We start from the raw sequence: 9372 nt of genomic DNA, 5'->3' as shown, positions 1-9372 counted from the left end.
GAGGAAGTCCTCAATGGCTCGTTCAGTATGGAAAGGTCCGTTTGTTGACGGCTATCTTCTCAAGAAGGCTGAGAAGGTTCGTGAAGGCGGACGTGCAGAAGTAATCAAGATCTGGAGCCGTCGCTCCACGATCCTGCCGCAGTTCGTCGGTCTCACCTTCGGCGTCTACAACGGCAGCAAGCATGTTCCGGTCAGCGTCAACGAAGACATGGTCGGCCACAAATTCGGTGAATTCTCTCCGACCCGGACCTATTACGGTCACGGCGCGGACAAGAAGGCAAAGAGGAAGTAACAATGGGCAAGGCAAAAGCCGAACGCCGGCTGAAGGACAACGAGGCGCAAGCAGTCGCCCGTACGCTCCGCGTCAGCCCTCAGAAGCTCAACCTGGTTGCCGCTGCAATCCGCGGCAAGAAGGTCGATCGTGCACTCGCTGAGCTGGAATTCTCCCGCAAGCGTATCGCAGGCGCCGTTAAGAAGACGCTTGAATCCGCGATCGCCAACGCCGAGAACAACCATGACCTCGACGTCGACGCGCTCGTCGTCGCCGAGGCTTATGTCGGCAAGTCGATCGTCATGAAGCGCTTCCACGCCCGCGGCCGCGGCCGCGCGTCGCGCATCGAACGTCCGTTCGCTCACCTGACGATCGTCGTTCGTGAAGTGCAGGCACAAGAGGAGGCCGCATAATGGGTCAGAAAATCAATCCGATTGGTTTCCGTCTTGGCATCAACCGTACCTGGGATAGCCGCTGGTTTGCGGACAATGCCGAGTACGGCCAGCTCCTGCACGAAGACCTGAAGATGCGCAAGTTCGTCATGAGCGAACTGAAGCAGGCCGGGATCTCCAAGGTGGTTATCGAGCGCCCTCACAAGAAGTGCCGCGTCACGATCCACTCGGCCCGTCCGGGCCTGATCATCGGCCGCAAGGGCGCCGACATCGACAAGCTGCGCAAGAAGCTGTCGGACATGACGAACTCCGAAACGCACCTCAACATCGTTGAAGTGCGCAAGCCGGAAATCGACGCAACGCTCGTTGCCCAGTCGATCGCCCAGCAGCTCGAGCGCCGCGTGGCTTTCCGCCGCGCCATGAAGCGCGCCGTTCAGTCCGCGATGCGTCTCGGTGCCGAAGGCATCAAGATCACCTGCGCCGGCCGTCTCGGCGGCGCGGAAATCGCCCGCACGGAATGGTACCGCGAAGGCCGCGTTCCGCTGCACACCCTGCGTGCCGACATCGACTACGGTACGGCTGAGGCCGAAACCGCATTCGGTATCTGCGGCATCAAGGTCTGGATCTTCAAGGGCGAAATCCTTGAGCACGATCCGATGGCTTCCGAACGCCGCGCGCTGGAAGGCGACGCACAGGGTCCGGCAAGCCGCGAACGCGACCGTGGCGATCGTCGCCGCGAACGCGACAACGCGTAATTAGCGCTGGCGAAAGATAAGCTCGGAGAAGTAAGAAAATGTTGCAGCCAAAGCGTACTAAGTACCGCAAGCAGTTCAAGGGCCGCATCAAGGGCGTCGCCAAGGGCGGTTCTGAACTGGCCTTCGGCGAATTCGGCCTGAAGGCTCAGGAGCCGAACCGCGTTAACGCACGCGAGATCGAGGCGGCCCGCCGCGCGATCACGCGTTACATGAAGCGCGCCGGCCGTGTTTGGATCCGCGTGTTCCCGGATGTTCCGGTAACCGCAAAGCCTACCGAAGTCCGCATGGGTAAGGGTAAGGGTTCCGTGGAATACTGGGCATGCAAGGTCAAGCCCGGTCGTATGATGTTCGAGATCGACGGTGTCTCCGAGGAAATCGCCCGTGAAGCGCTTCGCCTCGGCTCGGCCAAGCTCTCGGTCAAGACGCGCTTTGTACAGCGCATCGCAGAGTAAGGAGAAGGCACGATGAAAGCCGAAGAAGTACGCGGCCTCACGGCCGACCAGCTCAAGGACAAGCTTGCCGACCTGAAGAAGGAGCAGTTCAACCTGCGCTTCCAGAAGGCGACCGGCCAGCTCGAAAAGTCCTCGCGCATCAACGAAGTCCGCAAGGACATCGCCCGCGTCAAAACCATTGCCCGCCAGAAGGCGGCAGAAGCAAAGGCTTAAAGGAAGAAGAACATGCCGAAGCGCATTCTGCAGGGCGTCGTGGTTGGTGACAAGAACGAGAAGACTGTCGTAGTTCGTGTTGAGCGTCGTTTCGCTCATCCGCTGCTGCAGAAGACCGTTCGTCGTTCCAAGAAGTACAAGGCCCACGACGAAAACAATCAGTACAAGATCGGCGATATCGTCTCCATCGAGGAGTGCGCACCGATCTCGAAGGACAAGCGCTGGACGGTCGTTGCCGCCCAGGCCAAGTAAGAATTTCGCGCGAGGCCTTGCGTCTCGCGGAAATTTCTGTATGAAGCAGCGTCGGAACGCTCGAATGCCGGGCGTTCTTTTGCTTTGAGCGCACGGAAGGTCCCGTTTGGGAAACCACCCTGGCAACGATCTACCCCGCGCTATTCAAGCTATTGCCGTGTTTTCGCTGTCCTCGTGACGAGCGGCCGGCAGACAATTTTCATAAGCCGGAAGAGGGGGCTTTGCCCAACCATTCCGGTAAGAACAAGAAGGCGACCTGATATGATTCAGATGCAAACAAACCTCGACGTGGCGGATAATTCCGGCGCACGTCGTGTCATGTGCATCAAGGTGCTGGGCGGCTCGAAGCGCAAGTATGCCTCGATCGGCGACGTCATCGTCGTTTCGATCAAGGAAGCTATTCCGCGCGGCCGTGTGAAGAAGGGTGACGTGATGAAGGCGGTTGTCGTTCGCACCGCCAAGGACATCCGTCGTCCGGATGGCTCCGTCATCCGCTTCGACACCAACGCAGCAGTCCTCATCGACAACAAGAAAGAGCCGATCGGCACCCGTATCTTCGGACCGGTTCCGCGCGAACTTCGCGCAAAGAACCACATGAAGATCATCTCGCTGGCTCCCGAAGTACTGTAAGGAGCGGGAACGATGCAGAAGATTCGTAAGGGCGACAAGGTCGTCATGCTCGCAGGCAAGGACAAGGGCCGCACCGGCGAAGTCCTTCAGGTTCTGCCGAAGGAAGATCGCGCCGTCGTTCGCGGCGTAAACGTCGTAAAGCGCCACCAGCGCCAGACGCAGACCCAGGAAGCCGGTATCATTTCCAAGGAAGCTCCGGTCCACCTGTCCAACGTCGCGATCGTCGACAAGGACGGCAAGCCGACCCGCGTCGGCTTCAAGGTTGTTGACGGCAAGAAGGTCCGCGTGGCCAAGCGTTCGGGAGAAGTGATCGATGGCTGAGGCAAAGTACGAGCCGCGGCTCAAGAAGGAATATGTTGAGCGGATCCGCAAGGCGCTGCAGGAGAAGTACTCCTACGCCAACGAGATGCAGATCCCCAAGCTCGACAAGATCGTCATCAACATGGGTGTTGGTGAAGCGACGGCTGACTCCAAGAAGCCCACCGTTGCCGCCGCCGACCTGGCCGCCATCGCTGGCCAGAAGCCGGTCATCACCCGCGCACGCAACTCTATCGCTGGCTTCAAGGTCCGCGAAAACATGCCGATCGGCGCGAAGGTTACTCTGCGCGGCGCCCGCATGTACGAGTTCCTGGATCGCCTGGTCAACATCGCGCTTCCGCGCGTTCGCGACTTCCGCGGCCTGAACCCGAAGAGCTTTGACGGCCGTGGCAACTTCGCCATGGGCATCAAGGAGCACATTGTGTTCCCTGAAATCAACTACGACAAGGTTGATCAGATGTGGGGCATGGACATCATCGTTTGCACGACGGCCAAGACCGACGACGAAGCTCGCACGCTCCTCACGGAGTTCAGCTTCCCGTTCCGTCAGTAACCGTAACGACGAGCGTAGAAAAGGAACCTGACATGGCGAAGACAAGCGCAGTTGAAAAGAACAAGCGCCGCCGTAATACGGTCGCGAACCAGGCTGCCAAGCGTGCTGCCCTGAAGGCGATCATCATGAACCAGGCTCTTCCGATCGAAGAGCGGTTCAAGGCCTCGATCAAGCTGGCATCCCTGCCGCGCGACGGATCGAAGACCCGCATTCGCAACCGTTGCGAAGTGTCCGGTCGTCCGCGCGCTTACTACCGCAAACTGCGCATGTCGCGTATCGCGCTGCGCGAACTGGGCAATCTCGGCAAGGTGCCGGGCATCGTCAAGTCGAGCTGGTAAGGAGCAGGTTAGATGACAATGACTGATCCGTTGGGCGATATGCTCACCCGCATCCGCAACGGCGCTTCGCGTCGCAAGTCGTCGGTTTCGACGCCTGCTTCCAAGCTCCGTGCGCGTGTTCTCGATGTGCTCCAGGCCGAAGGCTACATCCGTGGCTACTCCGTCGTCGATTTCGGCAACGGCAAGTCCGAGCTCAACATCGAACTCAAGTACTATGAAGGCGCATCGGTGATCCGCGAGATCGGCCGTGTGTCCAAGCCGGGCCGCCGGGTTTATGTCTCGGTCAAGTCCATTCCGCAGGTCGCGAACGGCCTCGGCATCACCATCCTTTCGACCCCGAAGGGCGTGATGGCCGATCACCAGGCTCGCGAACAGAACGTTGGTGGCGAGGTTCTCTGCTCGGTCTTCTAAGACAGGGCAGGGGTCTCCATAGCGAACAGACAGGATAGAAACATGTCTCGTATCGGTAAGAAGCCCGTTCAGGTGCCTGCTGGGATCACGGCTACGGTCGATGGCCAGAAGGTCTCCGCTAAGGGTCCGAAGGGCGAGCTGTTTTTCGTCGCGAATGATGAAATCAGCGTCAAGCTCGAAAACAATGCGGTCGTCGTAACGCCGCTCTCCCAGACGAAGGATGCTCGGTCCAAGTGGGGCATGTCCCGCACGATGATCGAAAACATCTTCAAGGGCGTCAAGGACGGCTTCGAGCGCAAGCTCGAAATCAACGGCGTCGGTTATCGTGCCGCCATGCAGGGCAAGAACCTGCAGCTGGCGCTCGGTTTCAGCCACGACGTGGTCTATGAGCCGCCGCAGGGCATCACGATCGCTGTGCCGAAGCCGACGGAAATCGTCGTCACCGGCATCAACAAGCAGCAGGTCGGCCAGGTCGCCGCCGAGATCCGCGAATATCGCGGTCCGGAGCCCTACAAGGGCAAGGGCGTCAAGTATGCCGAAGAGCGGATTGTCCGCAAAGAAGGCAAGAAGAAGTAAGGATCACGCGAAATGGCTAGCAGGAAAGAAGCACTTGCACGTCGCGCCAACCGCGTGCGCCGTCACATCAAGTCGGTGGCCAATGGCCGTCCGCGCCTGTCGGTTCATCGCTCGTCGAAGAACATCTACGCTCAGATCATCGACGATGTCGCCGGCAAGACGCTTGCCGCTGCATCGACCCTCGACAAGGATCTGCGCGGTTCTCTGAAGACCGGCGCCGACACCGCAGCAGCTGCCCTCGTCGGCAAGCTCGTTGCAGAACGCGCTTCGAAGGCGGGCGTCACCGAGGTCGTCTTCGACCGTGGCGCCTTCATCTATCACGGCCGCATCAAGGCCCTGGCAGATGCAGCCCGCGAAGGCGGTCTGACCTTCTAATCAGTTTCCGGCCGAAGCCTTTCTGAGCCTTCGGCCGGATCTCACCGGACCGCAGATCGTTCCCTTGGGGAAGCCGATGCGGTCCTCGTTTTGTTTGCCGATTGCACCCGGAAAAGAAAAAGGAAGAGGACAATGGCACAGGAAAGAAGGCCGCAGCGGGAAGACCGCCAGAGCCGTGAAGAGCGCGATAGCGAATTCGTCGACAAGCTGGTCGCGATCAACCGTGTCGCAAAGGTTGTCAAGGGTGGCCGTCGCTTCGGCTTCGCCGCTCTCGTCGTCGTCGGCGACCAGAAGGGCCGCGTCGGCTTCGGCCACGGCAAGGCACGCGAAGTGCCGGAAGCCATCCGCAAGGCAACCGAAAGCGCAAAGCGCGACATGATCTTCGTACCGCTGCGTGACGGCCGTACGCTGCATCACGACGTTCATGGCCGTCATGGCGCCGGCAAGGTTCTGCTGCGCTCGGCCAAGGTCGGTACCGGTATCATCGCCGGTGGTCCGATGCGCGCCGTTTTCGAAACGCTCGGCGTCCATGACGTCGTCGCCAAGTCGACCGGTTCGTCGAACCCCTACAACATGGTTCGCGCCACCTTCGACGCTCTGAAGCACCAGGTTCACCCGAAGGACATCGCAGCCCAGCGCGGCATCAAGTATGCTACGCTCCAGGCTCGCCGTGCCGCTTCTGGCAACGCCTCTGAAGAATAAGAGGAGCTGACCAATGGCCAAGGCTACCAAGAAGGCTGAAGCGAAGACTGTCACGATCGAACAGATCGGCAGCCCGATTCGCCGTCCGGACGTCCAGCAGCGCACGCTGATCGGTCTCGGACTGAATAAGATGCACCGTCGCCGCACGCTGGAAGACACTCCGGCCGTTCGTGGCATGATCCGTGCAGTCCAGCATCTCGTTCGCGTCGTCGACGAGAAGTGAGACCGGAGTAACGCTCATGAAACTCAATGAAATCAAGGATAACGAAGGCTCTACTCACTCGCGCAAGCGCCTCGGCCGCGGTATCGGCTCGGGCTCCGGCAAGACCGGCGGTCGCGGTGTAAAGGGTCAGAAGTCCCGTTCGGGCGTCGCCATCAACGGCTTCGAAGGCGGTCAGATGCCCATCTACCGTCGCCTGCCGAAGCGCGGCTTCAACAACATCTTCGCAGCCGACTACGTCGTCGTATCGCTGGCACGCATCCAGGCTGCCGTCGATGCCGGCAAGCTCGACGCGAAGGCGACCGTTGATGCGGCTGCTCTGAAGGCTGCCGGCGTCATCCGCCGCGCCAAGGACGGCGTTCGCGTCCTCGCCGATGGCGAGCTCAAGGCCAAGATCACGCTCGAAGTTGCAGGCGCTTCCAAGTCTGCCGTCGAGAAGATCGAAAAGGCCGGCGGCAAGGTAACGCTTCTTTCTGCCGCAGCGGCAGAATAATAAACTCATGATATATCGCCCGGGGTGCTTCACACCGGGCGATTTTGCTCCCATATGTGAGCCTCACGAAAACTGTCTGGACGCGGCTTGCGCCAGGGCGGTAAGACTGGAAACGAGGGTGAGGCACAGGGTTGCGCCAGCGATCCGTCCGAAGCCCGGTTTTTAAAAGAAATTCATACTGATTCCGGTGCCGGCCATCTCGAGAGCGCCGGAATTGGTAGCGCGGAGAAACGCATGGCTTCTGCAGCGGAACAACTGGCATCAAACCTCAATTTTTCGACCTTCGCCAAGGCCGAGGATCTTAAGAAGCGCCTGTGGTTCACACTGGCAGCTCTCCTCGTCTACCGGCTGGGCACCCACATTCCGCTTCCGGGCCTCAATCCGCAGGCCTATGCCCAGGCTTTCCAGGGCCAGGCTGGCGGCATTCTCGGCCTCTTCAACATGTTTTCGGGCGGCGCCGTGCAGCGCATGGCGATCTTCGCGCTCGGCATCATGCCCTATATCTCCGCCTCGATCATCGTGCAGCTCATGACCTCGGTCGTGCCGGCGCTCGAAAATCTCAAGAAGGAAGGCGAGCAGGGCCGCAAGATCATCAACCAGTATACCCGCTACGGCACGGTCATCCTCGGCGCGCTGCAGGCCTATGGCATTGCCGTCGGTCTTGAGAGCGGCAACGGCCTCGTTGTCGATCCGGGCTGGTTCTTCCGTATCTCGACCGTTCTGACGCTGCTTGGCGGCACCATGTTCCTGATGTGGCTCGGCGAGCAGATCACCTCGCGCGGCATCGGTAACGGCATTTCGCTGATCATCTTTGCAGGCATTGCCGCCGGCCTTCCGTCCGCGCTTGCCGGCACGCTGGAGCTTGGCCGTACCGGCGCGCTGTCGACGACGCTCATCCTGGCCGTCATCGTCGTCGCCATCGCCGTCATTGCCGTCATCGTCTTCGTCGAACGTGCGCAGCGCCGTCTGCTGATCCAGTATCCGAAGCGCCAGGTCGGCAACCGCATGTTCCAGGGCGACACCTCGCACCTGCCGCTGAAGCTGAACACGTCCGGCGTCATTCCGGCAATCTTCGCATCGTCGCTGCTGCTTCTGCCGGCAACGGTCGCGGGTTTTGCCAACACGACGGCGATGCCGGCCTGGGCGACCTCCATCGTTGCGGCACTCGGCCACGGCCAGCCGCTCTACATGGTCCTTTACGCGGCGCTCATTGCCTTCTTTGCCTTCTTCTACACGGCCATCGTCTTCAATCCGAAGGACACGGCCGACAATCTGAAGAAGCATGGCGGCTTCATCCCCGGCATCCGCCCGGGCGAACGCACCGCCGAATATATCGACTACGTGCTGACCCGTATCACGGTGATCGGCGCGATCTATCTCGTCTTCGTCTGCATCCTGCCTGAGATTCTGGTGTCGCAAACCGGCATCCCATTATCCCTTGGTGGGACTTCGCTTTTGATCGTGGTTAGCGTAACTCTTGATACGGTGGCTCAGATCCAGGGCCATCTGATCGCGCAGCAGTACGAAGGCCTGATCAAGAAATCGAAGCTGCGTGGAGGAAAGAGGGGGCGATGAGACTTATACTTTTGGGGCCGCCGGGCGCGGGTAAGGGGACCCAGGCCCAGCGGATCGTGGAAAAGCATGGCATTCCGCAGCTTTCCACGGGTGACATGCTGCGCGCCGCCGTTCAGGCCGGTACTGAAGTCGGCAAGCGCGCCAAGGCTGTCATGGATGCCGGAAACCTGGTCTCGGACGAGATTGTCAACGCCATCGTCTCCGAACGAATCGATCAGCCCGATTGCGCCAACGGCTTCATCCTCGACGGCTTCCCGCGCACGCTCGTGCAGGCGGATGCCACCGAGGCGATGCTGAAGACCAAGGGCCTCGACCTGTCTGTCGTCATCGAGTTTCGCGTCGACGACAAGGAGCTGGTCCGCCGCGTGGCTGGCCGTTACTCCTGCGCTGAGTGCGGCACCGTCTACCATGACACGGACAAGGTTCCGGCCAGGGAAGGCGTCTGCGACAAATGCGGTTCCACCCACTTCAAGCGCCGCCCGGACGACAATGCCGAGACCATGACCAAGCGTCTCGAGGTCTACTACAAGGAAACCTCGCCGCTCATCGGCTACTATTATGCCAAGGGCAAATTGAAGTCCGTGGACGGCATGGCCGAAATCGATCAGGTTACGACCGAGATCGAACGCATTCTTTCCGAGCTTTAAAGCTTTGAAAATAAACTTGGCGGGAGCGGTTGCTTTTTTGCACTGATTCCGCTAAACCGCGCCAACTCGCGACATTCCCTGCGATCGGCGCGGATTTCCCGAAGGAAGTCCGGGTTCGATCGTTTTGTGATGTTGAGAACCCGAATTTGAACGAGCGGCCTCTGGCTGCATAACGAAGCCCTATTGCCGGATGGCAACT

Annotated in this window: 18 protein-coding genes; all 18 read left to right on the top strand. The window is 60.1% G+C overall.

Annotated features, from left to right (window positions below; translation table 11 throughout):
* The first annotated feature begins 13 nt into the window (after positions 1-13).
* The 18 genes from rpsS to ACFPWW_RS03250 all read left to right on the top strand — a co-directional run bounded on the left by rpsS (position 14) and on the right by ACFPWW_RS03250 (position 9173).
* Complete coding sequence (rpsS, locus tag ACFPWW_RS03335; RefSeq protein WP_007531666.1) at positions 14-292, top strand: 30S ribosomal protein S19; 279 nt, start codon at positions 14-16, stop codon at positions 290-292.
* Between the two features lie 2 nt (positions 293-294).
* On the top strand, positions 295-684 hold the full coding sequence (rplV, locus tag ACFPWW_RS03330; protein ID WP_112572307.1) for a 50S ribosomal protein L22: 390 nt from the start codon (positions 295-297) through the stop codon (positions 682-684).
* Complete coding sequence (gene rpsC, locus ACFPWW_RS03325; RefSeq protein ID WP_112572305.1) at positions 684-1418, top strand: 30S ribosomal protein S3; 735 nt, start codon at positions 684-686, stop codon at positions 1416-1418. Before rplV ends, rpsC begins: the two co-directional genes overlap by 1 nt.
* Before the next feature lie 38 nt (positions 1419-1456).
* On the top strand, positions 1457-1870 hold the full coding sequence (rplP, locus tag ACFPWW_RS03320) for a 50S ribosomal protein L16 (RefSeq protein ID WP_108001321.1): 414 nt from the start codon (positions 1457-1459) through the stop codon (positions 1868-1870).
* Positions 1871-1882: 12 nt separating this feature from the next.
* Entirely contained in the window at positions 1883-2083 is a 201-nt protein-coding gene (gene rpmC / locus ACFPWW_RS03315) for a 50S ribosomal protein L29 (RefSeq protein WP_007531673.1), read from the top strand.
* Positions 2084-2095: 12 nt separating this feature from the next.
* The gene (rpsQ, locus tag ACFPWW_RS03310; RefSeq protein ID WP_018115517.1) at positions 2096-2335 is read left to right on the top strand and encodes a 30S ribosomal protein S17; all 240 of its coding nucleotides are present in this window, start codon (positions 2096-2098) and stop codon (positions 2333-2335) included.
* Between the two features lie 261 nt (positions 2336-2596).
* Complete coding sequence (rplN, locus tag ACFPWW_RS03305) at positions 2597-2965, top strand: 50S ribosomal protein L14 (protein ID WP_003573790.1); 369 nt, start codon at positions 2597-2599, stop codon at positions 2963-2965.
* A gap of 12 nt (positions 2966-2977) precedes the next feature.
* Positions 2978-3286: a 50S ribosomal protein L24 gene (gene rplX, locus ACFPWW_RS03300; protein WP_112572303.1), complete on the top strand. Its 309-nt coding sequence runs from the start codon at positions 2978-2980 to the stop codon at positions 3284-3286.
* Positions 3279-3836, top strand: coding sequence for a 50S ribosomal protein L5 (gene rplE, locus ACFPWW_RS03295; protein ID WP_112572301.1), 558 nt, complete (start codon positions 3279-3281; stop codon positions 3834-3836). Before rplX ends, rplE begins: the two co-directional genes overlap by 8 nt.
* Positions 3837-3868: 32 nt before the next feature.
* Complete coding sequence (rpsN, locus tag ACFPWW_RS03290; protein WP_018115514.1) at positions 3869-4174, top strand: 30S ribosomal protein S14; 306 nt, start codon at positions 3869-3871, stop codon at positions 4172-4174.
* Positions 4175-4186: 12 nt separating this feature from the next.
* Positions 4187-4585 carry a 30S ribosomal protein S8 gene (rpsH, locus tag ACFPWW_RS03285; protein ID WP_112572299.1) on the top strand — a complete coding sequence of 133 codons (399 nt, stop codon included), beginning with the start codon at positions 4187-4189 and terminating at the stop codon, positions 4583-4585.
* 42 nt (positions 4586-4627) lie between these two features.
* Complete coding sequence (gene rplF, locus ACFPWW_RS03280) at positions 4628-5161, top strand: 50S ribosomal protein L6 (protein ID WP_112572297.1); 534 nt, start codon at positions 4628-4630, stop codon at positions 5159-5161.
* A 12-nt stretch (positions 5162-5173) separates the two neighbouring features.
* Positions 5174-5536, top strand: a complete 363-nt coding sequence (rplR, locus tag ACFPWW_RS03275) for a 50S ribosomal protein L18 (RefSeq protein WP_097584703.1) — start codon at positions 5174-5176, stop codon at positions 5534-5536.
* Positions 5537-5668: 132 nt separating this feature from the next.
* Complete coding sequence (gene rpsE, locus ACFPWW_RS03270; RefSeq protein ID WP_112572295.1) at positions 5669-6238, top strand: 30S ribosomal protein S5; 570 nt, start codon at positions 5669-5671, stop codon at positions 6236-6238.
* Between the two features lie 13 nt (positions 6239-6251).
* Complete coding sequence (gene rpmD, locus ACFPWW_RS03265; protein ID WP_007812887.1) at positions 6252-6461, top strand: 50S ribosomal protein L30; 210 nt, start codon at positions 6252-6254, stop codon at positions 6459-6461.
* Positions 6462-6477: 16 nt separating this feature from the next.
* The gene (rplO, locus tag ACFPWW_RS03260; RefSeq protein ID WP_112572293.1) at positions 6478-6951 is read left to right on the top strand and encodes a 50S ribosomal protein L15; all 474 of its coding nucleotides are present in this window, start codon (positions 6478-6480) and stop codon (positions 6949-6951) included.
* A 234-nt stretch (positions 6952-7185) separates the two neighbouring features.
* Positions 7186-8526 (top strand): preprotein translocase subunit SecY, encoded by a 1341-nt coding sequence (gene secY, locus ACFPWW_RS03255; RefSeq protein ID WP_112572291.1) that lies wholly within the window; start codon positions 7186-7188, stop codon positions 8524-8526.
* On the top strand, positions 8523-9173 hold the full coding sequence (locus ACFPWW_RS03250) for an adenylate kinase (RefSeq protein ID WP_112572289.1): 651 nt from the start codon (positions 8523-8525) through the stop codon (positions 9171-9173). The genes secY and ACFPWW_RS03250 overlap by 4 nt, the downstream gene beginning before the upstream one ends.
* Positions 9174-9372: the final 199 nt, after the last annotated feature.

Origin of the sequence: Rhizobium sp. GCM10022189 (assembly GCF_042656325.1) — a bacterium.
GTDB lineage: Bacteria > Pseudomonadota > Alphaproteobacteria > Rhizobiales > Rhizobiaceae > Rhizobium.
Note: the sequence above shows the minus strand (reverse complement) of the source record. Positions and strands in the feature narration are given on the sequence as shown.